Annotated in this window: 20 protein-coding genes; 14 read left to right on the plus strand and 6 right to left on the minus strand. The window is 64.4% G+C overall.

The annotated features are described in order from the left end of the window. The first annotated feature begins 44 nt into the window (after nt 1-44). Together XI03_RS15705 and XI03_RS15710 are read left to right on the plus strand one after the other, a co-directional pair. The gene (locus XI03_RS15705; RefSeq protein WP_028141494.1) at nt 45-1,325 is read left to right on the plus strand and encodes a lipoprotein-releasing ABC transporter permease subunit; all 1,281 of its coding nucleotides are present in this window, start codon (nt 45-47) and stop codon (nt 1,323-1,325) included. A gap of 7 nt (nt 1,326-1,332) precedes the next feature. Continuing rightward, nucleotides 1,333-2,037: an ABC transporter ATP-binding protein gene (locus XI03_RS15710; RefSeq protein WP_018320184.1), complete on the plus strand. Its 705-nt coding sequence runs from the start codon at nt 1,333-1,335 to the stop codon at nt 2,035-2,037. 94 nt (nt 2,038-2,131) lie between these two features. Here the strand turns inward: XI03_RS15710 and XI03_RS15715 are convergent, their stop codons facing one another. After that, nucleotides 2,132-3,211: a zinc-binding alcohol dehydrogenase family protein gene (locus tag XI03_RS15715; protein WP_271592596.1), complete on the minus strand. Its 1,080-nt coding sequence runs from the start codon at nt 3,209-3,211 to the stop codon at nt 2,132-2,134. 110 nt (nt 3,212-3,321) lie between these two features. Here XI03_RS15715 and XI03_RS15720 point away from each other — a divergent pair, with 110 nt between their 5' ends. Further along, complete coding sequence (locus tag XI03_RS15720; protein WP_271592597.1) at nt 3,322-4,101, plus strand: helix-turn-helix transcriptional regulator; 780 nt, start codon at nt 3,322-3,324, stop codon at nt 4,099-4,101. 47 nt (nt 4,102-4,148) lie between these two features. Here XI03_RS15720 and XI03_RS15725 read toward each other — a convergent pair whose 3' ends face one another. Continuing rightward, complete coding sequence (locus XI03_RS15725) at nt 4,149-5,456, minus strand: hypothetical protein (RefSeq protein WP_271592611.1); 1,308 nt, start codon at nt 5,454-5,456, stop codon at nt 4,149-4,151. Nucleotides 5,457-5,856: 400 nt separating this feature from the next. On the opposite strand from XI03_RS15725, the gene XI03_RS15730 reads away from it, so the two are divergent. Beyond that, the gene (locus tag XI03_RS15730; protein WP_271592598.1) at nt 5,857-9,006 is read left to right on the plus strand and encodes a GAF domain-containing protein; all 3,150 of its coding nucleotides are present in this window, start codon (nt 5,857-5,859) and stop codon (nt 9,004-9,006) included. Between the two features lie 211 nt (nt 9,007-9,217). Here the strand turns inward: XI03_RS15730 and XI03_RS15735 are convergent, their stop codons facing one another. Continuing rightward, nucleotides 9,218-10,126: a LysR substrate-binding domain-containing protein gene (locus XI03_RS15735; protein ID WP_271592599.1), complete on the minus strand. Its 909-nt coding sequence runs from the start codon at nt 10,124-10,126 to the stop codon at nt 9,218-9,220. 108 nt (nt 10,127-10,234) lie between these two features. Between XI03_RS15735 and XI03_RS15740 the strand changes: the two genes are divergently transcribed. From XI03_RS15740 to map, 4 genes are all read left to right on the plus strand, one after another. Further along, a complete protein-coding gene (locus tag XI03_RS15740) occupies nt 10,235-11,611 on the plus strand; it encodes an FAD-binding oxidoreductase (protein WP_271592600.1) in 1,377 nt (458 codons plus the stop codon). 62 nt (nt 11,612-11,673) lie between these two features. After that, nucleotides 11,674-12,021, plus strand: coding sequence for a GNAT family N-acetyltransferase (locus XI03_RS15745; protein ID WP_271592601.1), 348 nt, complete (start codon nt 11,674-11,676; stop codon nt 12,019-12,021). Then, a complete protein-coding gene (locus tag XI03_RS15750) occupies nt 12,018-12,572 on the plus strand; it encodes a hypothetical protein (protein WP_271592602.1) in 555 nt (184 codons plus the stop codon). The genes XI03_RS15745 and XI03_RS15750 overlap by 4 nt, the downstream gene beginning before the upstream one ends. Nucleotides 12,573-12,695: 123 nt before the next feature. Next, a complete protein-coding gene (gene map / locus XI03_RS15755; protein WP_271592603.1) occupies nt 12,696-13,445 on the plus strand; it encodes a type I methionyl aminopeptidase in 750 nt (249 codons plus the stop codon). Nucleotides 13,446-13,466: 21 nt separating this feature from the next. On the opposite strand, the gene pdxR is transcribed toward map, so the two are convergent. After that, complete coding sequence (gene pdxR / locus XI03_RS15760; protein WP_038971454.1) at nt 13,467-14,876, minus strand: MocR-like pyridoxine biosynthesis transcription factor PdxR; 1,410 nt, start codon at nt 14,874-14,876, stop codon at nt 13,467-13,469. 108 nt (nt 14,877-14,984) lie between these two features. Between pdxR and XI03_RS15765 the strand changes: the two genes are divergently transcribed. Both XI03_RS15765 and XI03_RS15770 read left to right on the plus strand, forming a co-directional pair. Next, a complete protein-coding gene (locus tag XI03_RS15765; RefSeq protein WP_028141504.1) occupies nt 14,985-15,446 on the plus strand; it encodes a carboxymuconolactone decarboxylase family protein in 462 nt (153 codons plus the stop codon). Between the two features lie 44 nt (nt 15,447-15,490). Then, nucleotides 15,491-16,129, plus strand: coding sequence for an HD domain-containing protein (locus XI03_RS15770; protein ID WP_212250891.1), 639 nt, complete (start codon nt 15,491-15,493; stop codon nt 16,127-16,129). A 59-nt stretch (nt 16,130-16,188) separates the two neighbouring features. Here XI03_RS15770 and XI03_RS15775 read toward each other — a convergent pair whose 3' ends face one another. Then, nucleotides 16,189-16,455 carry a DUF3551 domain-containing protein gene (locus XI03_RS15775; protein WP_271592604.1) on the minus strand — a complete coding sequence of 89 codons (267 nt, stop codon included), beginning with the start codon at nt 16,453-16,455 and terminating at the stop codon, nt 16,189-16,191. 1 nt (nt 16,456) lies between these two features. Next, complete coding sequence (locus XI03_RS15780; protein WP_028141507.1) at nt 16,457-16,774, minus strand: DUF3551 domain-containing protein; 318 nt, start codon at nt 16,772-16,774, stop codon at nt 16,457-16,459. A 253-nt stretch (nt 16,775-17,027) separates the two neighbouring features. Between XI03_RS15780 and XI03_RS15785 the strand changes: the two genes are divergently transcribed. The 4 genes from XI03_RS15785 to XI03_RS15800 all read left to right on the plus strand — a co-directional run. Continuing rightward, on the plus strand, nt 17,028-17,753 hold the full coding sequence (locus XI03_RS15785; RefSeq protein ID WP_028141508.1) for an outer membrane protein: 726 nt from the start codon (nt 17,028-17,030) through the stop codon (nt 17,751-17,753). A 487-nt stretch (nt 17,754-18,240) separates the two neighbouring features. Beyond that, nucleotides 18,241-21,744: a DNA polymerase III subunit alpha gene (dnaE, locus tag XI03_RS15790; protein ID WP_271592605.1), complete on the plus strand. Its 3,504-nt coding sequence runs from the start codon at nt 18,241-18,243 to the stop codon at nt 21,742-21,744. A 130-nt stretch (nt 21,745-21,874) separates the two neighbouring features. Further along, nucleotides 21,875-22,618 (plus strand): carbonic anhydrase, encoded by a 744-nt coding sequence (locus XI03_RS15795; protein ID WP_038948696.1) that lies wholly within the window; start codon nt 21,875-21,877, stop codon nt 22,616-22,618. A 317-nt stretch (nt 22,619-22,935) separates the two neighbouring features. Beyond that, on the plus strand, nt 22,936-24,291 hold a 1,356-nt coding region (locus XI03_RS15800), incomplete at its 3' end, for a caspase family protein (protein WP_271592606.1).

Genomic DNA, 24,291 nt, shown 5'->3' on the forward strand with positions numbered 1-24,291 from the left:
CCAATCCGGCCACAATTGACCCCGAATCATGGGATTATCGAGCGATGGATGAGACCATGACCGAGACCGTGCAAACCGCGCCTTTTGCGCCATTCGAGTGGATGCTGTCGGCGCGCTATTTGCGGGCGCGCCGCAAGGAGGGATTCATCTCGGTCATCGCCGGGTTCTCCTTTCTCGGCATCATGCTGGGTGTGGCGACGCTGATCATCGTCATGGCCGTGATGAACGGCTTCCGCAAAGAGCTGCTCGACAAGATCCTGGGGCTGAACGGGCACATCCTGGTGCAGCCGCTGGAATCGCCGCTGACCGACTGGAAAGACGTCGCCGACCGCCTCAGCCAGGTCAAAGGCATCCGGCTCGCCGCGCCCGTGGTGGACGGCCAGGCGCTGGCGTCCTCACCCTGGAACGCCTCGGGCGTGCTGGTGCGCGGCATCCGCTCCGACGACCTCAACAACCTCACCTCGATCGCCAAGAACATCAAGCAGGGCTCGCTCGAGGGCTTTGACGACGGGCAGGGTGTCGCGATCGGACGGCGCCTCGCCGACCAGCTGTCGCTGCATGCCGGCGACAGCATCACGCTGGTGGCGCCGAAGGGCGCGGTCACGCCGATGGGCACGACACCGCGCATCAAGCCGTACAAGATCGTCGCCGTGTTCGAGATCGGCATGTCCGAATACGATCTCGGCTTCGTGTTCATGCCGCTCGCGGAAGCGCAGGCCTATTTCAATCGCAGCAACGACGTCACCTCGATCGAGGTGTTCACCACCAATCCCGATCAGATCGTCGCCTTCCGCCAGGCCGTGACGGAGGCTGCGGGCAGGCCGGTGTTCCTGGTGGATTGGCGGCAGCGCAATTCGACCTTCTTCAACGCGCTCCAGGTCGAGCGCAACGTGATGTTCCTGATCCTGACCATGATCGTGCTGGTCGCGGCGCTGAACATCGTCTCCGGCCTGATCATGCTGGTGAAGGACAAGGGCAGCGACATCGCGATCCTGCGCACGATGGGGGCCTCGCAGGGCTCGATCATGCGCATCTTCCTGATCACGGGCGCCTCGATCGGCGTGGTCGGCACGCTGGTCGGCTTCGCCGTCGGCCTCGTGATCTGCCTCAACATCGAATCCATCCGGCAATTCCTGTCCTGGCTGACCAGCACCGAGCTGTTCTCGCCAGAACTCTATTTCCTGTCGAAACTGCCCGCCGAGATCGACGTCGGCGAGACCACGGCCGTCGTCATCATGGCGCTGACGCTGTCGTTCCTGGCGACGCTGTATCCGTCGTGGCGCGCCGCGCGCCTCGATCCTGTCGAAGCGCTGCGGTACGAGTGAGGGGTTGATGGAGCAGCAGCAGGGGGCGGAAGACGTACCTGTCATTTATCTCCACGAGATAAAGCGGCAGTACTTGCAGGGCGAGGTGCCGCTGACGATCCTGGACGGCGCCAAGCTCGCGCTGTGGGCCGGGCAGTCTGTCGCGCTGGTCGCGCCGTCGGGCTCGGGCAAATCGACGCTGCTCCACATCGCGGGGCTGTTGGAAGCGCCCGATTCCGGCGAGGTCTATGTCTCGGGCGCGCCGACCTCGCAGCTGCCCGACATCGAGCGCACCCAGCTGCGCCGCACCGATATCGGCTTCGTCTACCAGTCGCACCGGCTATTGCCGGAGTTCTCGGCGCTGGAGAACGTGATGATGCCGCAGATGATCCGCGGCCTGAAGAAGTCCGAGAGCGTCAAGCGCGCCAAGGAGATCCTCGGCTATCTCGGTCTCGGCGACCGCATCACCCATCGCCCGGCCGAGCTGTCCGGCGGCGAGCAGCAGCGCGTCGCGATCGCGCGCGCGGTGGCCAACGCGCCGCGGGTGCTGTTCGCGGACGAGCCGACCGGCAACCTCGATCCGCACACGGCCGATCACGTGTTCCAGGCGCTGATGCAGCTGGTCAAGGCGACCAAGGTTTCGATGCTGATCGCGACCCACAATATGGAGCTCGCCGGCCGCATGGACCGGCGGGTGTCGCTGTCGAACGGCCAGGTGGTCGAGCTCGAGTAGAAAATCGCGAAAACAACCCCATGCACAGTAGCCAAGTGCTTGGGCCGACTGACGAAAAAATCGGTGACGACGGGCACGCCGTCGTCTGAATTTTTCAAGGCCGGATCACCGTCATTTTGAACGGCCCGCCATTGGCGGCGGCGTGTGCCACCGCCTCGTTGGCATGGTCGAGGTCGAAGGCCGTCGTCTCGTATTCCTCCAGCCTGAGCAGACCCGCACGCACCAGCGCGATCAGACGGCTCGCGGCATCCGGCGGGTACATCCAGACGCCGTGGATGCTGATGCAGTTGCGCATGATCCAGGGGTAGGGCAGCTCGAGGCCCGCGCCGCCGGCCATGCCGACGCCGCCCATCAGTACGACGCGCCCATAGGGGCGCATCGTCATGATCGCTGCACGCACGACGTCGGTGCTCACGGAGGGCGGCATGATGTCGAACGCGCAATCGATCGGGCCGGGCGCTGCGCGCTTCATCGCCTCGCGGTCGTGATCTTCATTGCCAGTAAGCTTGACCGGTTGCACGCGGCTGCCGAAGCGTCGGACGAGGTCGGCGAGGATTTTCTCGTTGCGGCCGGGCGCGATGACGCTGGCTGCGCCCATCGCCAACGCAACCGAGACGGCGGCGCTGCCGAAATTGCCGGTAGCCCCGCTCACCAGCACGGTCTCGCCCGCTCTAAGGTTCGCAGCGAGGAAGCCGCCGTAAGGCACTAGCAGCGTGCCCAGCGCGCACCATTGCGTCGCGTCCTCGGGCGTGATCGCACCGAGCCGCTTCACGTTCTCGGTCGGCACCCTCATTTGTTCGGCAAAGGAGCCGTGGCGAAAATGCTGTTGCAGCCGCATGCCGCCGGGCCCGGCAGCGGTGAGCCCTTGCAGAGCGATATCGGGCGCAACGGTGTCGTCGCGCGAGCGCACGGTCGGGTCGCAGAACACCCAGTCGCCCACGCTGAGCTTGGTGGCATCCGGGCCGACCGCGCGCACCCGGCCGATGCCGCCGGGACCGGGGATAACAGGCAGATCGAGCGCGTAGTTGCGTGTCCCGTCAAAAACCTCGTTCATGTACGACAGGACGCGCGTGGCGACGATGTCGACAACGACTTCGCCGGTACCGAGGGTCGGCTTCGGAACGTCCTCGATCACCAGCGGCGATCCAAGGGATTTGAGTACGGCAGCTTTCATGGATGTTCACCTCAAAGTCGCGGTGAATCCCATATGCGCCGCCTTGGAGGGGCCAAGAAGGCCTGGTATTATCCTAGTATTCCAAAGACCCTCCATCTGGGAGCGACATCATGGCCGATCCGCGCCGCGTTGAATTCGGCGACTTCCTGAGGTCTCGCCGCGAAAAGCTGTCGCCGAAGACGGTTGGTCTTCCGGTCGGCCGGCGCCGGCGCACCGCGGGGCTACGCCGCGAGGAGGTCGCGCAGCTCGCCGGCATCGGCGTCGACTGGTACATCCGCCTCGAACAGGGCCGCACCGTCAGCCCGTCGGTGACCACCGTCGATGCGCTGGCCCGCGCACTCCGCCTCAGCAAGACCGAGCACGCGCATTTGAAGGCGCTGGCGCGCGACGGCGCCAGGGGGGCGTTCACGCGCGAGACCGTGCCGCCGCCCATTCGGCGGATGATCGAGAGCCTGCACCAGCCGGCCTATATCACGGGGCGCCGCTGGGATGTGCTGGCCTGGAACGCGGCGGCCGAGGAGGTCTTTGCCTTCGGTCAGTTGCCCGAGCAGGATCGCAACACGCTGCTGCTGGTGATGACCAACAAGCAGACGCGAAAATTCTACGGCGCGAGCTGGACCGACGTCGCCAGGAGCATGGTCGCGATGTTCCGCGCCAATCACGACGTCTGGGCCGGCGATCCCGCTTTCACGGAGCTGCTGACGCGGCTGCGCCAGGGCAGTCCGGAGTTCGTCAAATGGTGGGAAGCCCACGACATCCGCAACACCGCCTCGGGCCTCAAGACCATGAACCATCCGACCAGGGGCGTGCTCCGGTTCGAGCACACCAGCTTCCAGGCCAACGACGATCCCGCGCTGAAGCTCGTGATCTACACGCCGGTCGAGGGCTGAGGGAGGGGGCAGGCTTCAGCTCTTGAAGACTGTTGCAAGCCTGCGCGCTACGGCGCGGGCGTGGCCGCAGGCGTTGCGCTGACGTTCGGCAGGGTACCACCTGCTTTCCATGGACTGTCCGTCCAGGGTGTCGGCTGCAGAGAATTCGCCGGCCAGGGTTTTGCCGGGCCCGTCGCCACTGAAGTGCACGACGTCCCGAGCTGCGTCCACACCGACGCCAAGCCGGTCGTGTCGATGTTGAAGCTTGTGACGTCAGCCCGTCCCTCCGGTTCCGGCGTGGTTTCCCGGACCTGCAGGGAGTGCGAGGCCAGCACCGCCTTGACCATGTCCGGGTCGACGGCGCCGTTCCAGACCTCGTACTTCCCGAACCGCACCGGAGGCCCTCCCGCTTGCTTGCTCATGTCGGCGCTGGCCGCGATCAGGATCGTTTTCTTGCCGGCGGCCGATGCGTCGATCTCACCCGCGAACATCAGCGGCACGCGCTTCTTGTTTTCGCAATACAGGCGCCATTCCATGGTCCGGAACGAGGCATCGTTCTCCTTCTTCACCGCGGCGATCTTGCTGATGAACGGTCGCGCTCCCTTTTCCAGCCGCCACATCGTCTCGGCCAGCGGTCGCGTGTCGATCCCGAACCGGTAGAGTTCGGGCCGCGTCAGCACGTGCAGGTTTTCGAATTTCACGGTGCTGATCAGTGCATCGAGCTCGCGGCTGATTCCCATCGCCGCAATGAACGCGGCGCGGTCGCGGTCGGCACCGGCGATCCGGCGCCGCCGCGCTTCGGCGACCACTTCCGGAGGCGGATTGCCTTGAAATCGGAGGATGAGCCTGGAGTTATGGACCGCCAGCGCGGCATCGGGCGCAACCTCGCGAGAGGTCGCTCCGAGAAACAGGTAACCGCAGGCCGAGTTGCACATCGCATGATAGGTGCTGAGTTCGGCCTCGACCTCGCCGTTCCCGTTCTTGATCTTCTGGCATGCGGCGTCGACCTGCGTGCCCGCGGCGCACGCCGTCGCGATCGTCCGGCCAACCCGGGCGATCGCCTTGCGGCTGCGCAGCAGCCGGGCGATCACATAGGACTGCTCAACGTTTCCACCGGGCGAATGGAGGTAGATCGGGCGCTGCAGGTCCTTGACGCCGGCGAGGAAGCGGCGAATGCGGGACGCTGCGTCTTGATCGATCTGGCCCTCGATCGCGATCCAGCGGTCGCAGCCCGGCCCGCACGCGTCGGGCGCGCCTTTGGCAAGATAGATCGTCAGCCTGGAGGCAAAGCCGGGTTTCTCGGCCGGGGTCCCTTCGGCACGCAATGCGCCGGGAAGCGACAGCAAGGCCAGCAGAAGCAGGGCACGGACGAGCATGAATTGTGAGACCACGAGGTGCATCCTGATGCTGACGCTATACGACCAAGGGTGCGTCCACAACTTGCGGTGGCGCGGGCAGTCGCGTTTATTTTTGCCGACACGTGCAGATGGCTGCGCGCCGGGACACTCGACTTTGACGCCGGCAGCGTGTCCATCGGCCCAGGCGCTCACGCTGTTGCGGCGAGGCGGTCGAGGTCGCGGCAGCATGCGCTTACTAAGCACTGACGTCGTGATTTGCTCGAGCCCGCGCATGGCACAGGCCGGGCCGGAACCTTGATGCCTTCATGAAGTTATCAGAACGCGCGGGTGCCACTCTCCCGCTGGCATCGTCGTCGGCCTGAAGCGGATGCCGCAAGAAACGCTATTCGGTGACGAGCCAAGTGTCAGGGGAGGTCAGATGACATCGACGGCCGGGGAGAACTCGACCGATCGCAATGCCGTCCTGGCTGCACTTGGCGATTACATCCGAGAGATCGCCAACCCCGACGATCTCGCTTATGCAGCGGCAGAGCTGCTCGGCCGCAGCCTCAAGGTCAGCCGGGCAGGCTACGGCACGGTCGACACATCGGCCGAGACCATTACCATCGCCCGTGACTGGAACGCGCCGGGCATTTTGAGCCTGGCGGGGGTGCTGCACTTCCGCGACTATGGCAACTACATCGAAGATTTGAAGCGCGGCGAGACGGTCATCTGTGCCGATGCGGAGAAGGATCCTCGCGTTGGCGACCGCGCCCGCGCGCTCGAAGCGATATCCGCTCGCGCGCTTGTCAACATGCCGATCTCCGAGCCCGACGGAGTCGTCGCGCTGCTCTACCTCAACAACGCAACCCCGCGGGTCTGGAGCTCCGAGGAGCTCGAGCTCATCCACGATGTCGCCGAGCGCACGCGAACCGCCGTCGAACGTCGACGCGCCGAGGCGGCGGTGCGGGAGAACGAGATCCGTCTGCTCTTCCTTGACGCCCTCAACAAGGAGACGGCCAGGACCCGCGATGCCGACGGCGTGATGGCAGTGACGACGAGAATGGTCGGAGAGCACCTCGGCGTCTCGAACTGCGCTTATGCCGACGTGGATCCCGATCAAGACGGCTTCACCATCCGCGGGGATTGGGCGGCTCCTGGTGCGATGCATATCCTTGGCCACTACAGCCTGGCCGACTTCGGTGAGAAGGCGGTGCGAGAGCTCAGTGCTGGCAGGCCTCTCGTCATCAATGACAATCTGAAGGAGATCGCGCCGGAGGAGGCGGCCACCTTTCAGAACATAGGAATAGGTTCGACGATCTGCATGCCCTTGGTCAAGGAAGGGCAGCTCACGGCCTTGATGGCCATTCATCACCGCGGCCCGCATCGGTGGACGGCGCGCGAGCTTGCGTTGCTCACGGAGGTCACCGAGAGATCGTGGGCCCACATCGAGCGGGTTCGTTCGGAACAGGCGGCGCGAGAAGCTGCCGAACGCCTGAGTCTTGCGAACAGGGCGGCAGGTATAGGCATCTGGGACTATAATCCGGTGAACGACGTTCTTAGATGGGACAACCGCTGCAAGGAGGTGTTCGGTTTGTCGCCGGACGCCGAAGTGAGCTACGAAGGGGCGTTCCTGAAGGGTCTCCATCCAGACGACAGGCAGCGGGCCCACGAGGCCGTCTCCGCAGCCCTGACGCCGGATTGCCCGAAAAGCTACAACATTGAATTCCGAACCATCGGCATCGAGGATGGTGTCGAACGCTGGATCGCGGCGACGGGGCAGGCGATCTTTTCCAATAGGCAGGCTGTCCGGTTCATCGGGACGGTTCTGGATATTTCCGCGCAAAAGAAGACCGAACGCCAGCTTCGAATACTGAATGATACGGGGGCGTCGGTCGCCCGCGAACGCGACCTCGAGAAGATCGTGCAGATCGTCACAGATGCCGGCGTGGAGCTGACGGGCGCCCAGTTCGGAGCCTTCTTCTACAACGTTCTGGCGCCGGACGGCGGCAGCTACATGCTGTATTCGCTGTCCGGAGCGCCGCGATCCGCCTTCGAGAAGTTTCCTATGCCGCGCAACACCGCGGTGTTCGAGCCCACGTTCAAGGGTACGGGCGTGGTGAGGTCTGACGACATCCTGCAGGACCCGCGCTATGGCAGGAACGCGCCGCGTAAAGGCATGCCGGAGGGACATCTTCCAGTCCGATCCTACCTCGCGGTCCCCGTCATCTCGCGCACGAGCGAAGTCCTCGGCGGACTCTTCTTCGGCCATGCAGAGACGGGTAAATTCCAGGCAGAGCACGAAGCCGCCTTGCTCGGGATTGCCGGCCACGCCGCCACGGCTATCGACAACGCTCGGCTCCTGACCCGGCTCGAGGCGCTCAATGCCGAACTGGAGCAACGTGTCGCCGACGAGATTGCCGAACGCATGAAGGCCGAAGAGCAGTTGCGCCAATCCCAGAAGATGGAGGCCGTGGGTCAACTGACCGGAGGGATCGCCCACGACTTCAACAACATGCTGGCCGTGATCCTCGGCAGCTTGAATCTCGCCAAACGACGGCTCGGCAAGGGAGAGGTCAACATTGACCGCTTCATCGAGGGGGCAATCGACGGCGCAAATCGCGCTGCCACTTTGACGCAGAGGCTGCTGGCGTTCTCGCGCCAGCAGCCTCTGGCGCCTGAAGTCGTGGACATCAACAAGATGATCGGGGGGATGAGCGAACTGCTCGAACGCTCGCTCGGAGAACTTATCCGCCTCGAGGCAGTCCTGGCGGCCAGTCTTTGGCGCGTCAAGGCAGATCCGGCCCAGCTGGAAAGCGCCGTGATCAATCTTGCGGTCAATGCGCGCGATGCCATGCCGAAGGGCGGGCGGCTGACGATAGAAACCAGCAACGCCTCGATCGATCGGAAATTTGCCCGTGAATATGCCCTGTCGCCCGGACAATATGTTCTCATTGCCGTGACGGATAACGGCACCGGAATTCCGCCCGACGTGCTGGGAAAGGTGTTCGACCCGTTTTTCACGACCAAGGTCGTGGGTAAGGGCACCGGCCTCGGCCTCAGTCAGGTCTACGGCTTCGTGCGGCAGTCGGGCGGCCACGTCAAAGTCTACTCGGAAGTCGACGTTGGCACGACGGTGAAGATCTATCTTCCACGCTTCGCCGGCGACGAGGGAGTATCGACCCCATCGCAAGGAGTGACGCATCCCGGCGCAAGCCTTCAAAGTGAGACCATTCTCGTCGTCGAGGACGACGAGCGGGTCCGCAGCATCTCATCCGAAAGCCTGCGGGAGCTTGGTTATACGGTCATCGAGGCCGCGAGCGCCAAGGAGGCGATCAGGATGATCGAAAACGGTCTCGTCCCGGATCTGCTGTTTACCGACGTCGTCATGCCCGACATGACCGGCGCTGAACTTGCGGGCGAACTGTCGAAACGATACCCGGCTTTGAAGGTGCTGTTCACCACCGGCTACACGCGCAACGCAATTGTTCACAACGGCATGCTCGATGCCGGCAAGCATCTGCTGTCCAAACCCTTTGCGATCGAAGATCTGGCCGCGAAAGTCCGTGCCTTGCTGGACGAAATTTGATCGTCTATTCGGTCCGGCAAATCCAGCCGGTCCAGCCGACGGGTATCCATTCAAGCCCTGATGCTCTCGTTTGCAGCCGACTGGCGAAACCGTCGGCCTGCATGCGGCACGGTGGCCCCGGATTCCTCGAATGGCGAGGGCCGCACGAGATCCGAAACACGCATCGGTCTCAACATCATGACTTGGCCGATGTTCGACACCAAGAAACGGATCAAGGGTCTGATCGCAGCCACTCCGAAAAGGCTCGGATGGTTCTTGCGCGCGGATGGCCTGCCTTACTGACCACATGGAAGCCGTAGCCAGGCAAGCTCAGCTTGAACGCCTTCACGAGCGTTCCGGCGGCGAGGTCGTGTGCCGTGAGCACATCACTGAACACTCCTATTCCTTGTCCTGCGATCACCGCCTCGATGGCGTGCAATTCCTCGCGGAAACTCAGGTGCTGCATGTCCTTGAACGGGGGGACGTCACGCCATCTGCGCTGAGCCGCGGCGAGCCATCGCTGCCAGGTGGGCGGCTCACGATCGGCCGGCGACCAATAAGAGTGGATCAGGACGTGATTTGCGAGGTCGACCGGTCGCATCAAGCGCCCCGTTGCAAGCAGGCGCGGACTGCAGACGGCCCAGAATGTATCGGTGAAGAGATCTTCGACGATGCCGTCTGTCGGCCGTACTCGGCTGGTCGCGTAGCGAATGGCGACGTCGCCGTCTCCGGCCTGCAGGTCGAGCACGGTGTCAGTGCCGATGACCTCCAGCGGCACGTCGGGATGCAACTTGCGCCACAGGGGCAGGCGGGGCACGAGCCAGCGGCTGGCGAATGCGTTGGTCGTCGTCACCCGGAGAGGCTGTTGGGCACCTTCCTGCTTGACGCTCGCAATGGCCGCGGCAAACGCCTCGAGCCCGCCGCGTATGGCGGGGAAGAGCCGCGCTCCGGCCTCGGTCAGCGAGAGTGGCCGTGGTCTGCGGCGGAACAGAGCGCGACCGCAATATTGCTCGAGCAACCCGATCTGGTGGCTGATCGCCGTTGGCGTCACGCCGAGTTCTGCCGCAGCCTTCTTGAAGCTCAGATGGCGGGCGGCGGCTTCAAAAGCGCGAAGCTCGATCAGGGGCGGGAGCTTGTGCATGCCGGCCAGTCTAGGTGAAATCAATTCATCGTCACCTGAATTCTTCGGATTTGCGCGGAGATCGTGCGCGGCCAAGGATATGGCGGGTCAAGCTGAGGAGATCGGGTCATGTCGTCCATCACATCTGTCGCCAGCGCTGCCGCCGATCTTGTCGCCTCCTTCGGAGGACAACTGCTCAAACCGGCGGACGAGGGCTATGAGGAGGCGCGAAAGGTCCATAACGGGCTGGTCGACAAGCGGCCGGCATTGATCGCCAGGTGCCGCAGCGTGGCCGACGTCGTCGACGCCGTCGCTCTTGCGACCAGGCTCGGCCTCGAGGTCGCCGTTCGCGGCGGTGGCCACAATGTAGCAGGACGCGCAACCATCGACGGCGGGATCATGATCGACCTCTCGCCCATGAAGGGCGTCCGGGTCGATCCGGTCGGCAAGACCGTCTGGGCCCAGGGCGGGGCCACCTGGGGGGAGCTCAATCGCGAAACGCAACTTCACGGACTTGCGGTCACCGGCGGCGTGGTCTCGACCACCGGGATTGCCGGCCTGACCCTCGGCGGAGGACTGGGCTGGCTGATGGGCAAGTACGGTCTGGCACTGGACAATCTGCGGGCCGTCGAACTCGTCACCGCCGATGGCAGGGTTTTGCGCGCCAGCAGGCAAGAGGAGCCCGATCTGTTCTGGGCTCTCCGCGGCGGCGGCGGAAACTTCGGGATCGCCACCAGTCTCGAATACGATCTTCATACAATCGGACCGATCATCACCGGCGGCCCGATCGTCCATCCCATCGAACGCTCCCGCGAGGTGCTCGAATTCTTCCGGACCAGCACGCGGTCGCTCGCGGACGAGCACATGCTGTTCGCATCCCTGACGCATGCGCCAGACGGCTCCGGCACGGAGGTCGCGGTCCTGGTCACCAGTCACTGCGGATCGCTGGCGGATGCCGAACGAGCGGTGCGGCCGCTGAAACAGTTCGGGACTCCGATCCTGGATGCAGTCGGGCCGATTCCCTATTGCGACCTCAACCGCATGCTCGACGCCAACTATCCGAAAGGCGCCTTCAACTATTGGAAATCGAACTTCCTCGCGGAGCTCAGTGATGGCGCGATTGCGACCATGATCGAATGCTTCGCGCGCTGCCCGACTCCCATGGGGCAGTTTCTGGTCGAACACGTCCACGGCGCGGCGGCCCGCGTCGATGCCGTGGATACGGCATTTCCGCATCGGCAGGAGGGCTATAATTTCCTGATTCTCGCGCAGTGGATGCAGGCCAGCGATACCAGCCGCTGCATGTCCTGGGCGCGCGACACCTACGAAAGGATGCGGCCCTTCTTCGCCTCCGGCCGCTATGTCAATTATCTCGATGATGACGAGACGGGCGATCCCGTCGCGGCCGCCTATGGACCGAACTACCGGCGACTGCAGCGGATCAAGGCGAAATACGACCCGACCAACTTCTTCCGCATGAACCAGAACATCCGGCCCCTGGCCTGATTGCCGGCTGAGGATTTCGTCGCTTCCATGGGCCGTGTTGATCTCTTCGGGAGGATTCGAGAATGGCTGTCGTGTGCCGGCCCGCTTGTAGCGACGATTTGGCGAGAGCCGACGAGATCGTGGTCGCCAGCATCAACGAACTCACGGAACGGCGGGGGTTCGGCAAGATGGCATCCTCTCGCCCGCACCATTTTCAGGCCTTCTCGCTTGCGGATGATCCCGAAGGTCTATGGGTTGCCGATGTCGACGGAGACATTGTCGGCTTCGCGTGGAGTTGGGTGTGTGGCGAGCTTTGGTTCTTGGCGCAGTTGTTCGTGGCGCCTGATCGCCAGAGCGACGGCATTGGCAATCAATTGCTCGGGAAGTCATTCGCTCACGCGGCAACGGCGGAGCATCCGTCAAGGCGTTGATCACCTTCACCTTCAACAACGTGTCTCAAGGCCTCTACATCCGTCACGGATTATTCCCGCGCTGTCCGATCTACATGGTCAGCGCGCCTCGTGACCGCCTGGCGTCACGGTTGGCTGAGCCGCTGCTCCGTCTTGAACCTCTTGCCGCCGCGACGGCCCGGTTCGAGGACCTGGTGCCCATTGATATCAGCGCTCTCGGCGTTTACAGAGCGAAGCATCACCGATATCTCCTGGGCGACAGCACGACGAACGGGTTCACCATTCACGCCGGCCGCGAGTGCGTCGGGTACGTCTACGTTTCGGATGGACACATTGGTCCGCTCGCGGTCCGCCGGCAGGATCTGGTTGGCCCCGCCCTTGCGGCTGCGCTGTCGCTCGCGGCACGGGGCGGTGTTCCAACCATCTCGGCCTTCGTGCCGGGTACGAGCGAGCCGGCGCTCAAAGTGGCGACCGACCACGGCATGCATCTGACGCTCCCGATGCTGCTGATGTCCAATCGGCAGTTCGGAGATTGGGTTAGTTACCTCCCGCGTAATCCGGGTTTCATGTAGATCTTGCGATCCCGCGTTGGCGGAACGCTGACTAGGCCGCGCGAACGATTCTGGCGTACACGCTGCGTTTGCAAGCCGACCTCGCAGGGGCTATGTCCGGGCCTCCCGGACAAGAGCCCTGACATGACAATCTCCGATGACAAGGACCTGACGCGCCTGAAAGAGATCGGTCGCATCGTCGCCAATACGCTGGAGGCGATGGGCAAGGCGATTGAGCCGGGCATGAGCACCTCCGAGCTCGACCAGATCGGGCGAAAGCTCCTGGAGGCCGCCGGCGCGCGTTCGGCCCCGGAGCTGGCCTATGATTTTCCCGGGGCGACCTGCATCAGCGTGAACGAGGAGATCGCTCACGGCATTCCGGGCGAACGGCGGATCGCGCGCGGCGACCTCGTGAACATCGACGTGTCAGCCGAGAAGAATGGCTTTTTTGCCGATACGGGTGCTTCCTTCGCCGTTCCCCCCGTAAACCGCGCGATCGAACGTCTTTGCCGGGACGGCCGGCGGGCGATGTGGACCGGCCTGCAGCAGGTCGGCGCCGGCAAACCGATTGCCGGGATCGGCCAGGCGATCGGGACCTTTGCGCGGAAGAAAGGCTACAGCCTGGTCAGGAATCTGGCCAGTCACGGCGTCGGCCTGTCGCTCCATGAGGAGCCGACGGAGATTGCAACCTGGCCCGACCGCTCCGAACGCCGCATCATGAACGATGGCCTCGTGTTCACCGTCGAGCCGTTCCTCTCCATGGGTGCCGAATGGGCGGAGAATGGCGACGACCCATGGACGCTTTACAGCAGCCCCGAGGCGCCGACCGTTCAATACGAGCACACCGTGATCGCCACCCGCAACGGACCCTTGATCGTGACGCTGGCGGGTTAAGCTGCCGACGCCGGAGTCGGATCACGTCAGGCGGTCGATGATCTGAAGGAGCCGGTCGCAGGACGCCTCGATCCTTTTGAGTGGAGACGTCGCGACGCCTAGCAACAGTCCCGGGCGCGCCGAAGCCTTCGAGGCATACCAGAGCGAGAGCGGCGTGGGCGCAAGTCCGAACGATGCAGCTTGCCTGGCGATGGCAAGATCAGGCGCTCCGTCCGGCAAGCGCAGGACCGCGGCCAGTCCTGCAATCGCAACGTTCGTGGTGCGCGTTCGAAGCTGCTTCAGCAATGCATCGCCTTGCGCGGTGTAGGCGCGCTTGGTGCGCCGCAGATGCCGCAGATAATGGCCCTCGCGGATGAAGTCTGCCGTGGCGAGCTGCACCGCGGGGCCGGGTGCCGGCGCGAGGCACGCTGCGGTCTCGGCGAATCGCGACGCCAGAGCGGCCGGTGCAACGACAAAGCCGAGCCGTAGGGCAGGGGTTACGGTCTTGCTGAAGGAGCCAATGTGAATGACGCGGCCGGCGCGATCGAGCGAGGCGAGCGCCGGCGTGGCCCGGCCCTTGAGCTGAAGTTCGCTGAGATAGTCATCCTCGATCACCCAGGCGTTGTTTTGGTTCGCCCAGTCGAGCAGGCGCGATCGACGTGCCAGTGACAGCGTGGATCCGAGCGGCGCCTGCTGCCCCGGTGTCACGACAACCAGCGCGGCGTCGGGCGCTTGTTGCAGGCCGTCATCGACATCGATCCCATCTGCGTCAACCGTGATTGGCACGATCGACAGGCCCGCAAGTTCGAGGCCGTGCCGGGTGAAGGGAAAGCCGGGATCCTCCATCCAGACTTTCTTCCTTTGCCCGAGGTCGAGGACACGGAGCGCCAGGCCGAGGCCGCCGCTGAAGCCGCTGGTGATGATGATCTGGGACGGTGCGCATTCGATCCCGCGCGCCAGCGCAAGGTAGGCCGCGATCTCGCGTCGCAAGTCCGGTTCGCCGCGCGGGTCGGGGTAGATCGCAGGTGCGCTCATCTCGACGCGAACCGCCCGTGCGCGCATTCGCGCGAGCAGCGTCGCAGGAAAGGTCTCCTGCGAAGGAACGCCCATCTGGAAGATCGCCGGCCCCGCCGTGAGCTCCTGGTACATCTCCATGAACGAGCCGGGGTCCGGCGCCTTGTCCCGCCGCACGGGAATGGACGGTCGGTCGGCGACATGCGTGCCTGTCGCGCGGGCCGCGATGATCAGTTGGGCCGATGAGAGCTTTTCATAGGCTGAGCGCACGGTGCCGCGCGCGACGCCAAGCTGGGCCGCCAAATCCTGCCATGAGGGCAGGCGCGCGCCCGGGGCGAGCACGCCGCGCTCGATGGCGGCCCTGATCCCTCTGTGGATTTGCTCCGCCAGCGGCGTCTTCGCCGACCGGTCGAGCTTCAGCCGCAGCGATCTGGTCATGATCCTTGGTACACGATTTTCCCGTGTTCTTGGTCCTTTTTTATAGACCACGGCAGGGGCATCTGAGGGAGGAAAGAGGGGCTCCCTCGATCATCAAGGAGAATGCGGATGAGTGAACGTCTCAACTACAACCACATTGCACCGGCAGGCGCGAAGGCACTGGGCGGCGTCTATGGCTACGTCATGCAGAGTGGGCTTCCCGCGACGCTGGTGACCCTCGCTTACCTGCGCGTCTCACAGATCAACAACTGCGCCTACTGCCTCGACATGCACACGCGGGATCTGCTGAAGAGCGGTGTGAAGGTCGAAAAGCTCGCGCTGCTGCAGGCTTGGGCCGAGGCCGGCGATCTCTTCGACGACCGCGAGCGCGCGGCCCTCGCCTGGGCCGAGACTGTCACCCGCGTCGCCGAGACCAACGTGCCCGATGAAGCCTATCAAGCCGCCCGCAAGGTCTTCAGCGAGCGCGAGCTTGTCGATCTCACGATCGCAATCAGCCTGATGAATGCGTACAATCGCATGTCGATCAGCTTCCGAAATACTCCGCAGGCCGCGCTCGAGAAGGCGGCCTGACGGATCGCGCGGCATCAGTCGAAATGCAAAGCAGGAGCTTGAAGATGATGAGCGTGATTTCCAGCGTCAAAATCCCCGACAGCAAGCTGGCGCGCGAGGCGGCTGAACTGGTGCGCAGCTACGAAGACGACATGCTTTTCAACCATTCCGTCCGAGTCTACGTCTTCGGTGCCATGAAGGGGCTGCGTCAGCAGCTGAAATTCGATCCCGAACTTCTTTACGTCGCGGCGTTGTTTCACGATCTCGGCCTCGTCGACCATTACCACACGCAGACAAAGCGATTTGAGGTTGACGGAGCCGACGCTGCGCGTGAGTTCCTGCGGGCGCGCGGCATCGCCGAGCCGCAAGCCGATCTGGTGTGGGAGGCAATCGCGCTGCACACCACGCCCGGCATTCCGCAATTCATGCGGCCGGAAATCGCGCTCACCAACGCGGGTGTCCTGGTGGACGTCGTGGGCATTGGGTATGACGACTACACGCCGGAGCAGCGCGACCAGGTGATCTCGGCGTTTCCGCGCGGTGACTTCAAGAACGAGTTCCTGAAGGTGCAGACCTGCTCGGCGCTGAAGAAGCCGCAGACGACGTTCGGGACGGTCAATTTCGACTACATCGAGGATCACGATCCCAGCTTCCGCAAGCCGAATGCGTGCACGCGCATCCGCAGCACGCCCTGGCAGAGCTGAGCCGATGACGGCATTCGCCGCACGCCTACGCCGCCCTATCTCCGGCGGAAACTGAACGGTTAGGATCCGGGGCGAGGCGGCGCGCCCGAGCGGCGAGGGCGCGTTGGTTTCTTCAGCGGAAAATACGGGTTCACCACGCAACTCGCCGAACGCCCGACGGCGAGATATCGGCACTGCTCCAGCGAGCCGTAGCGGCAGTCGAAATAGCCGACGGGGCCGTAGATCTGCATGCACACGGGATAGCTCGGATCGTAGGTCTGCGCGGGTGCAGATCCGCCCGCGAGAAGCAGGCCGATCACGACCAGTGCGAGGCGAACGCGGCGCATCTCAGCGCAGGAAGTAGCCTGGTGAATAGCCCGGCGTCTGCGCGCGCGGACGATTCTGGTAGGCGTAGGGGTCGTCGCTCTGCCCGACGAAATACGGATTGGCGATGCAGGTCAGCGCGCGTCCCGATGCGCTTGCCTGACACTGCGCGTAGGTGTCGAACCTGCAATTGCTCAGGCCCGGCCATTCATCGCCGGTGAGGCAGAATGGATGATGCGTTCCGAACGCGCGTGCGGGTGTTGATGTGCTCGACACGAGTGCAAATGTGGCGGTAGCGAGCGAAAGTGTGGCGACAATGGGGAGGACAATTCGTCTGCGCATCTTCAATTCTCCATCACGCGAATGTGCGCGCGACGTTGTTACGCGCGCATGCAATTTATCTCGTGTCGCCGACAATGGAACTACAGAAAACACTTATTTCAAAGGGTTTCCAGAACGCGCTGATAAATCTTCATTAATGAAGCGCGGGCCTTTGGAGCGAACTGTTGCGTCGAGGTTACAGCAATTCCGTCGATCACTGTTATGACCACGCTGCGGCCAGGGGGCCTAACGACGAAACTGGAACGGGACTCAAATGAAGAAGAATTTGTTGCTTGCCGCTGTGAGCCTTGTCGCGCTGAGCGCGACTGCGCCGGCGCTGGCTGCCGACCTCGCAGCTCGGCCGTACACCAAGGCGCCGCCGGCGGCGATCGCCGCGGTCTATGACTGGAGCGGCTTCTACATCGGCATCAACGGCGGCGGCGGTTCGTCGCACTCGACCTGGGATCTCGTCGGCGGCGGCCGCGAAGGTTCGCATGATGCGACCGGCGGCACGGTCGGTGGTCAGATCGGCTATCGCTTTCAGTCCGGCCAGTGGGTGTTCGGCGTGGAAGGTCAGGGCAACTGGGCCGACTTCTCGGGCGACAATGTCAGCGCGCTGTTCGCAACTCGCAACCGCTCGAAGATCGACTCGTTCGGTCTGATCACCGGTCAGGTCGGCTACGCCTGGAACAACGTCCTGCTCTACGTCAAGGGCGGTGCGGCTGTGGTCGGCGTCAAGTACGACGTTTCCAGCACGGTCTCGGGCGCGCTGCTGTCCTCGAACGACCAGACCCGGTGGGGTGGTACGGTCGGTGCCGGCCTCGAGTACGGTTTTGCGCCGAACTGGTCGGTTGGCGTCGAGTACAACCACATCTTCCTGTCGGACAAGGACGTCACCTTCGCCGGCCTCGCGGGTACCGACCGCATCAAGCAGGACGTCGACATGGGTCTCGTCCGCCTGAACTACAAGTTCGGCGGCCCGATGATTGGCCGTTACTGAGACTGATCGTTCTTCGTTGAGCGGTCCTCGAAAGCCCCGGCCTTGGCCGGGGCTTTTTTATTGCGTGAATTCAGCGAGTTAACCATTGCTCCTGGAGGTCGTCCGCCATGCTTGACTCTTGAGAACGAAATGAGAACAATGTTCTTCATACGTTCCAACAAGGGAGCAAGCCATGTTCAGGGTTTTCGTGGAAGAGGCCGCCGCACTGGCGTCGATCACGCTGTTCGTCGGGATGATCGCGATCTGGGCGCAGGTCATACCGCAGCTCTAGGGGCAGCGGTTTTGTAAACCGCAGCTCCCCTTTACCGGTGCCCCCTTGGGGAAAAGCAGGACGACGCGGCCAATTGGCCGCTCCGGCGTAGACTCTGAAGCTGCGACACCTCACCATTGCGAGGCGAGTCGGCAAACGAAGGCAAACGGCGAGTGCATGATGCCTTGAGGAGCCGGCGACCGCTCCATTCCATCTGCAAGAGGCCGTCACGCGACCATGCCGAGCGCCGGATTTGTCCACCTTCACGTTCACTCGGCCTATTCGCTGCTCAAGGGCTCGATCAAGATCGCCAAGCTCGCCGAGCTTGCCAAGAAGGACCATCAGCCGGCGCTGGCGCTGACCGACACCGACAATCTGTTCGGTGCGCTGGAGTTTTCCGACAAGATGGCGGGCTCCGGCATCCAGCCGATCGTCGGCTGCGAGCTGGCGATCGATTTCGGCGACCAGGATCCGAATGCGCGCAACGCGATGGGGCCGTCGCGCGTGGTGTTGCTGGCCGCGCAGGAGCGCGGCTATCGCAGCCTGATGCGGCTCAACTCGCGCGCCTTCCTCGAATCGCCGGATAGCCATGCTCCGTTCGTCAAATTCGACTGGTTCGAGGGCGAGACCGAGGGGCTGATCGCGCTGACGGGCGGACCTGACGGGCCGATCTCGCTGGCGCTGGCCGGCGGTCATGCCGAGCTCGCCGCCTTGCGCTGCGAGCGTCTGGCCGGCCTGTTCGGCGACCGCCTCTACATCGAATTGCAGCGCCACAACACCGAGAAGGAGCGGCGCGTCGAAAGCGGCCTGATCGACCTCGCCTACGCCAAGGGACTGCCGCTGGTTGCGACCAACGAGCCGTATTTCGCCGCGACCGACGATTACGAAGCGCATGACGCGCTGCTGTGCATCGCCGGCGGGCGGCTGATCGCCGAGACCGAGCGCGAGCAGCTCACGCCGGATCATCGCTTCAAGACGCGCGCCGAGATGGCGGTGCTGTTCGCCGACATTCCGGAGGCGCTGGCCTCGACGGTGGAGATCGCCGAGCGCTGCTCGTTCCGCCCGATGACGCGCAAGCCGATCCTGCCGTTCTTCACCGTCGGTGCCGCGCAGAGCTCGGACGCCGCCGCGGTCGAGGCGGCGGAACTGAAGCGCCAGGCGGAGGAGGGGCTCGTCAATCGCCTTCGGGTCCACGGCCTGTCGCAGGGCATGACGGACGAGGATTACAGCAAGCGCCTGGCGTTCGAGCTCGACGTCATCATGCGCATGAAATACGCGGGCTACTTCCTGATCGTGTCCGACTTCATCAAATGGGCGAAGGGCCAGGGCATTCCGGTCGGACCGGGCCGCGGCTCCGGCGCAGGCTCGCTGGTGGCGTGGGCGCTCACCATCACCGATCTCGATCCGATCAAGTTCGGCCTGCTGTTCGAGCGCTTCCTCAATCCCGAACGCGTCTCGATGCCGGACTTCGACATCGACTTCTGCCAGGACCGCCGCGGCGAGGTGATCAGTTACGTGCAGCAGCGCTACGGCCGCGATCAGGTGGCGCAGATCATCACCTTCGGAACGCTGCAGGCGCGCGGCGTGCTGCGCGACGTCGGCCGCGTGCTGCAGATGCCCTATGGCCAGGTCGACAAGCTGACCAAGCTGGTGCCGCAGAATCCCGCCGCGCCCGTCACGCTCGCGGCCGCGATCGAGAGCGAGCCGAAGCTCCAGGCGTTCCGTGATGAAGATCCGGTGGTGGCACGCGCCTTCGACATCGCCCAGCGCCTGGAAGGCCTGACCCGCCACGCCTCGACCCACGCCGCCGGCATCGTGATCGGTGATCGCCCCCTGAGCGAGCTCGTGCCGCTCTACCGCGATCCCAAATCCGACATGCCGGTGACCCAGTTCAACATGAAATGGGTCGAGCCCGCGGGCCTCGTCAAGTTCGACTTCCTCGGCCTGAAGACGCTGACCGTGCTTGATGTCGCCTGCAAGCTGCTCAAGCCGCGCGACATCCACGTCGATCTCGCCACGCTGCCGATCGACGATGCCGAGAGCTACCAGATGCTGGCGCGCGGCGAGGTGGTCGGCGTGTTCCAGGTTGAAAGCCAGGGCATGCGGCGCGCGCTGGTCGACATGCGCCCCGACCGTTTCGAGGACATCATCGCGCTGGTGGCGCTGTATCGCCCGGGTCCGATGGCGAACATCCCGACCTATTGCGCGCGCAAGCACGGCGACGAGGAGCCGGAATATCTGCATCCCGTGCTGGAGCCGATCCTGAAAGAGACGTTCGGCGTCATCATCTACCAGGAACAGGTGATGCAGATCGCGCAGGTGATGTCGGGCTATTCGCTCGGCGACGCCGACCTCTTGCGCCGCGCCATGGGCAAGAAGATCCGCGCCGAGATGGACAAGCAGCGCGACATCTTCGTCGCCGGCGCGGTGAAGAACGGCGTGCCGAAGGCGCAGGCCGAGACCATCTTCGAGCTGCTGGCCAAGTTCGCCGACTACGGCTTCAACAAGAGCCACGCGGCGGCCTATGCGCTGGTGTCCTATCACACCGCCTACATGAAGGCGCATTATCCGGTGGAGTTCATCGCGGCGTCGATGACGCTCGATCTGAACAACACCGACAAGCTCTCCGAATTCCGCGCCGAGGCGCAGCGCCTCGGTATCAAGGTCGAGCCGCCGAACATCAACCGTTCCGGCGCGACCTTTGAGGTCGGCGACAAGGTCATCTACTACGCGCTCGCAGCGTTGAAGGGCGTCGGCATCCAGGCGATCGAGCAGATCATCGAGGAACGGGCCAAGCGCGGACTGTTCACCTCGCTCGCCGACTTCGCCGCGCGGGTCAATCCGCGCGCGATCAACAAGCGTATCATCGAAAGTCTTGCCGCCGCCGGGGCCTTCGACACGCTGGAGCCGAACCGCGCCCGCGTCTTCGCCGGCGCGGACTCGATCCTCGCCGCCTGCCAGCGCGCGCATCAGGCCGAGACCATCGGTCAGAACGACATGTTCGGCATGTCGGCGGATGCGCCGACCATCATGCTGCCGCAGATCGAGCCGTGGCTGCCGGCCGAAAAGCTCCGCCGCGAATACGACGCCGTCGGCTTCTTCCTGTCGGGCCATCCGCTCGACGATTACGCCACCGTGCTGAAGCGGCTGCGGGTGCAGTCTTGGGCCGAGTTTTCGCGCGCGGTGAAGACCGGTGCCACCGCCGGCAAGGTCGCAGCCACCGTGGTCTCGCGCATGGAGCGGCGCACCAAGACCGGCAACAAGATGGGCATCATGGGGCTCTCCGATCCCACGGGCCACTTCGAGGCGGTGCTGTTCTCCGAAGGCCTCGCGCAATATCGCGACGTGCTGGAGCCGGGCGCTGCCGTGCTGCTGCAACTCGGCGCCGAGCTTCAGGGCGAGGACGTCCGCGCCCGCGTGCTGCATGCCGAGCCGCTGGATGATGCCGCCGCCAAGACGCAGAAGGGCCTGCGCATCTTCCTGCGCGATACCAAGCCGCTGGAATCGATCGCCAAGCGTTTGGCCGGGCCCGACATGGCCGCCTCGAACGGCGCCGCGCCGAAAGTCGGCAGTCCGGGCATCGCACCGCGCTCGAATGGCGACGGTGAGGTCTCGCTGGTAATGATGCTCGACCTCGAGACCGAGGTGGAGATGAAGCTGCCCGGCCGCTTCAAGGTCTCGCCGCAGATCGCCGGCGCGATCAAGGCGGTCGCGGGCGTGGTAGACGTGCAACAGCTCTGACATTGCGGGCCCCGCCGCAAACCAAAGCTTAACTATTTGGCCCGCGCCCGGTTTCGAAGTCGCTCGCGCGCAGCTATCAGTTGTTGTCACGAGAATCGCGTTGGGCGGGAAGCCAGGAAGAACAACAACCATGTGCGACAAATGCTCTGAAAATCTGCTTCAATCGACCGCTCCTTCGCGGCGCTCCATGATGCTCTTTGCCGCTTCGGCGCTCGGAGTGGCAGCGTTTGGCGGGACCGCGTCGGCCAAGGAGGCGAAGGCGCCGCCCAAACCTCAGAACGTGCTGTCGCCCGATGCGGCGCTCAAGAAGCTGATGGAGGGCAATGCGCGCTACGTGTCGGGTGTGTCGCGCCGCCACGACTTCACGCATGAGCGCGAAGCGCTGGTCGGCGGTCAGAATCCCTACGCGGCCGTTTTGAGCTGCGCCGATTCGCGCATCGCGCCCGAATATGCCTTCGACAGCGGACGCGGCGATCTGTTCGTGTGCCGTGTCGCCGGAAACTTTGCCGGCGACGAGACCGTCGCGAGCATGGAATATACCGTCGCCGTGCTGGGCACGCCCCTCATCCTGGTGCTCGGCCATGACAATTGCGGCGCGGTCGATGCGACCATCAAGTCGCTGAAGGACGACAAGCCGCTGCCGGGACACATCCCCACGCTGGTCTCCGCGATCGCACCTTCGGTGAAGACGGCGGCCGGGCAGAGCGGTAACGCGCTCGACAACGCCATTCGCCAGAACGTCATCGACAATGTTGCCAAGCTGAAATCCGCCGCCCCGCTTCTCAACGCAGCGGTCGAACAGGGCAAGCTCAAGGTGGTCGGCGGTATCTATCGGTTGCGCACAGGGGCCGTCGAGTTGATCGCGCAGGGCTAAAGCCCAGCTTCGGGAACACCGGAGCCAGGCGGTCGGCCTCCGTCGGGCAAGAGGCCGGCCGCCATACAGCCGTCTGTGGGATCCGCGCAAGGGTCGATCTGATCGCGCAGGGCAGGGACTTGAAGGAGCCTTGCGAAGTTTCTAGGCTCGCGGCCTTGAGGCTGGCGTGAGCTGATTTGCAGCTGACCTGAAGCTGACGCCAGCAGCCGCGTGGCCACGCCACTGCCTCAATCCGAGCTTTTCGTTCAACCGCCGTTCAGCCGGCTGCGCGCCTCATGCGTGGTGGCACCTCAACTACAGTAGCGGGCAAGCAAGCCATGCGTGGGACGTTTCGAGTCGTCATTTGCCTTCTCCTGCCGATCGTGGCCCTTGCCGCCGGCGCGCCGGGAGCAGCAAACGCACAGCAGCAGGAGAAGCGCATCGCACTCGTGGTCGGCAACGGCGCCTATGCCAAGTCGCCGCTGGCAACGACCGCGAACGACGCCGGCCTGATCGCGCAGACGCTGCAGGCAGCCGGCTTCGACGTCGTCGGTGCGCGCGATCTCGACGGCGATACGCTGCGCAAGAGCTTTCGCGACTTCATCCAGAAGGCCCAGGCCTCGGGGCCGGGCACCGTCGCGATGATCTATCTTTCCGGCTACGGCGTGCAGCTGGCCGGCGAGAACTATTTCATCCCGGTCGATTCCAACATCACCCGCGACACCGACGTTCCGACCGAGGCGTTGCGGATCAGTGATTATGTGCGCCAGCTCGCCTCGATCCCGCTCAAGGCCAACATCGTCGTGCTCGACGCGGCCCGCGCGCAGCCCTTCATCGAGGGCGGCCAGCCGATCGCGAGCGGTCTGGCGCTGGTCGAGCCCGAGCCGAACATGCTGATCGCGTTCAACGCCGCGCCCGGCACGGTCGCGCCGGAGGAGGCGGGGCCTTACGGCATCTACGCTCAGTCGCTGGCCGAGATGATCCGGACCGGCGGCCTGCCGCTGCCTGAGGTGTTCGACCGCGTTCGCCTGCGCGTCAATGAGGCCTCCAAGGGCGCGCAGGTGCCCTGGAACGAGCAGAAGATCTCGGCGCCATTCTCGTTCTTCGAGCGCGGGCCCGACGCGCCGCCCCCGGAGGCCGCGCCCGACCAGGTCGCCGCGATCCGGAGCAAGCCGATCCGCGACCTCGGCGTGCGGGATGCCTATGCCGCCGCGCTCGAGCGCGACACGCTGCCGGCCTATGAGGAGTTTCTCGCCGCCTATCCCGGCGATCCCCTGGCGAAGCGCGTGATGGCGATCGTCGCGGCGCGCCGCGAAGCGATCACCTGGCGGCGCACCTACCGGAACGATACCCCGGAAGCCTATTGGTCGTATCTGCGCCGCTATCCGCGCGGGCCGCATGCGGCGGACGCGCGCCGGCGCCTCGCGATCCTCACCGCGCCGGCCGAGCCGCCGCCGAGCTTTGCGATGATCGACTACGACGTGCCGCCCCCGCCGCCGGAGGAGGTGGTCTATGTCGACCGTCCCGTGCTGTATTTCAGCGATCCCGATTTCGGCTTCGCGCCGCCACCGCCACCGCCGGTCTACTATCTGCCGCCGCCGCCGCCGGATTTCGTCGTGCTGCCGCCGCCGCTGCCCGTGGTCGGCCTGTTCGTGCTGCCGCAGCCGGTGTTCGTGCCGATCCCGGTGTTCGTC

Origin of the sequence: Bradyrhizobium sp. CCBAU 65884 (assembly GCF_028128835.1) — a bacterium.
Lineage (GTDB): Bacteria > Pseudomonadota > Alphaproteobacteria > Rhizobiales > Xanthobacteraceae > Bradyrhizobium > Bradyrhizobium ottawaense.

Bases quoted from the DNA above. Each gene is read 5' to 3' on its own strand.
- XI03_RS15725 (WP_271592611.1), bottom strand. From the start codon at position 5,456: ATGCTCGTCCGTGCCCTGCTTCTGCTGGCCTTGCTGTCGCTTCCCGGC.
- dnaE (WP_271592605.1), top strand. From the start codon at position 18,241: ATGCCGAGCGCCGGATTTGTCCACCTTCACGTTCACTCGGCCTATTCG.
- XI03_RS15735 (WP_271592599.1), bottom strand. From the start codon at position 10,126: ATGCACAAGCTCCCGCCCCTGATCGAGCTTCGCGCTTTTGAAGCCGCC.
- XI03_RS15740 (WP_271592600.1), top strand. From the start codon at position 10,235: ATGTCGTCCATCACATCTGTCGCCAGCGCTGCCGCCGATCTTGTCGCC.
- XI03_RS15770 (WP_212250891.1), top strand. From the start codon at position 15,491: ATGATGAGCGTGATTTCCAGCGTCAAAATCCCCGACAGCAAGCTGGCG.
- XI03_RS15745 (WP_271592601.1), top strand. From the start codon at position 11,674: ATGGCTGTCGTGTGCCGGCCCGCTTGTAGCGACGATTTGGCGAGAGCC.
- XI03_RS15715 (WP_271592596.1), bottom strand. From the start codon at position 3,211: ATGAAAGCTGCCGTACTCAAATCCCTTGGATCGCCGCTGGTGATCGAG.
- XI03_RS15775 (WP_271592604.1), bottom strand. From the start codon at position 16,455: ATGCGCCGCGTTCGCCTCGCACTGGTCGTGATCGGCCTGCTTCTCGCG.
- pdxR (WP_038971454.1), bottom strand. From the start codon at position 14,876: ATGACCAGATCGCTGCGGCTGAAGCTCGACCGGTCGGCGAAGACGCCG.
- XI03_RS15780 (WP_028141507.1), bottom strand. From the start codon at position 16,774: ATGCGCAGACGAATTGTCCTCCCCATTGTCGCCACACTTTCGCTCGCT.
- XI03_RS15710 (WP_018320184.1), top strand. From the start codon at position 1,333: ATGGAGCAGCAGCAGGGGGCGGAAGACGTACCTGTCATTTATCTCCAC.
- XI03_RS15730 (WP_271592598.1), top strand. From the start codon at position 5,857: ATGACATCGACGGCCGGGGAGAACTCGACCGATCGCAATGCCGTCCTG.
- XI03_RS15720 (WP_271592597.1), top strand. From the start codon at position 3,322: ATGGCCGATCCGCGCCGCGTTGAATTCGGCGACTTCCTGAGGTCTCGC.
- map (WP_271592603.1), top strand. From the start codon at position 12,696: ATGACAATCTCCGATGACAAGGACCTGACGCGCCTGAAAGAGATCGGT.
- XI03_RS15705 (WP_028141494.1), top strand. From the start codon at position 45: ATGGATGAGACCATGACCGAGACCGTGCAAACCGCGCCTTTTGCGCCA.
- XI03_RS15765 (WP_028141504.1), top strand. From the start codon at position 14,985: ATGAGTGAACGTCTCAACTACAACCACATTGCACCGGCAGGCGCGAAG.
- XI03_RS15795 (WP_038948696.1), top strand. From the start codon at position 21,875: ATGTGCGACAAATGCTCTGAAAATCTGCTTCAATCGACCGCTCCTTCG.
- XI03_RS15785 (WP_028141508.1), top strand. From the start codon at position 17,028: ATGAAGAAGAATTTGTTGCTTGCCGCTGTGAGCCTTGTCGCGCTGAGC.